We start from the raw sequence: 1,353 nt of genomic DNA on the forward strand, positions 1-1,353 counted from the left end.
GTACTAGACCAAGACTTCCTTGGGCAAAAAAATAGGAGCTCTGAAAGGTGACTTCAGAAATAATTTAAAGCTTCTTGAGCCATTAATGAATGACCCTTCTAAGTATGTTCAAAAATCAGTAGCCAATCACATTAATGATATTACGAAAGAAGATAACGAACTCGTTTTTCAATGGTTGCAACAATTACTCGATAAACAGCATCCTGTTAACCCTTGGATTATGAAACATGGATTAAGAACGATGATAAAAAATGGCACTTTACCAAAAGATTTTTGTTTTTAAGTATTTTAAACAAAAACGCTTATGCTTCAAAAATGAAGTATAAGCGTTTTTTCCTTTTGAATAAAGCAATTATAAACGTAAAAAGTGCTTTAAAATTCTTCTTTATACCTTTATTTTACTAGCTCTTCTATGTTATTATTTTTCTTGATTTTTTCTGATGATAGCCAGAGTGAATAACTTGTTCCATCCTTGTTCCTTAAAAATATGTTAAATTCCTTATTGTATAGTTCTTCTTTAAGAATAGTGACTACCTTTCTCAAATCCTCTATTACATATGAATCATTTCTATATTTTATCTCACTGTCATTGAAAACTAAAGTCAATTCATACTCTAGACAATTGCCGTCTTTCGGGTGTGAACAAGTAATATCTTCAATTCCAAAACGATCATTTTGAATTTCATTTAACCTTTCGCCTACTTTTGTTTCAGTTTGAATCAAATATGTCCAATAACCGCTTACGGTGTTTTTCATTGTCAAAAGCAGTTCTTCTTTCGTTATAGCTTTTTGCACATTATAAAAAGGTAAGCCTATAGATTCACCATTATAATCCTCAATTTCAAGTTTTGTTATCTTTCTATTACTCTTCTGAATGAATTGGATTAGAGCATATAAACGATCTAATTCTTTTGATTCAAATTGACTGTAATCAATCTTGTCACTCGTTTTTAAAGTTAATAATAACTTATCAGTTGGTTTCTCCTCTATATAATCATCATCCACTATATATTGAAAAACATTTTTATTTTCAGGTTCCACGTAACCTAATTTTTCAATTTCTTCTAGCATTGGTTTAAATCCCTTATATTCCTCATATGTTTTTTTCCCGTATTGATATTCATCACCTTTTATTGTTGAATATAAGATGCCATCTACCTCTACTCTAAATTGAATATTTTTGTTATTTTTCGCTTGAACAGTATGGTATGTATGTCCCATATTCCCTTCATGTATAGCACCCCAATCTGTTACAACCACATCAATTCCGTGCTTTTTTTTCACATATTTTTTCACCTGATCTTCATCTTCATAATTACAACCACTTAAACATAAGAAACACAACACTAGCAA

1 protein-coding gene and 1 pseudogene are annotated in these 1,353 nt (G+C 30.1%); one reads left to right on the forward strand and one right to left on the reverse strand.

Annotated features, from left to right (window positions below; all coding sequences use genetic code 11):
• Positions 1-283: pseudogene (locus tag AC1DTM_RS26705) on the forward strand (DNA alkylation repair protein); the annotation flags it as partial.
• A 110-nt stretch (positions 284-393) separates the two neighbouring features.
• On the opposite strand, the gene AC1DTM_RS26710 reads toward AC1DTM_RS26705, so the two are convergent.
• Positions 394-1,353, reverse strand: a 960-nt coding sequence (locus AC1DTM_RS26710; protein ID WP_477001305.1) for a hypothetical protein, incomplete at its 5' end; no start/stop codon positions are given.

The sequence above is a fragment of the Bacillus sp. P4_D3 genome (genome assembly GCF_056401855.1).